Annotated in this window: 1 tRNA gene; it reads left to right on the forward strand. The window is 43.3% G+C overall.

The features are described from left to right. Positions 1–105: 105 nt before the first annotated feature. A tRNA-Glu gene (locus H5123_RS11870) sits at positions 106–181 on the forward strand. Positions 182–215: the final 34 nt, after the last annotated feature.

A 215-nucleotide genomic window follows, 5' to 3' on the forward strand; every position in this document is an offset into this window, starting at 1 on the left:
AACTGTTGTTTTAGAAAAAGTGTTTGACGATCTACATAGCACTGGTGTTTAGCCTACAGACACCAATGAGTATTCACTCGATACAGAGTATAACGTATCAACTGTGTCCCATTCGTCTAGAGGCCTAGGACACCGCCCTTTCACGGCGGTAACAGGGGTTCGAATCCCCTATGGGATACCATATTTAAGATGGTTGAACATGATTCGAAACTGTT

The organism is Shewanella sp. SR43-4 (assembly GCF_014163845.1).
Lineage (GTDB): Bacteria > Pseudomonadota > Gammaproteobacteria > Enterobacterales > Shewanellaceae > Shewanella > Shewanella vesiculosa.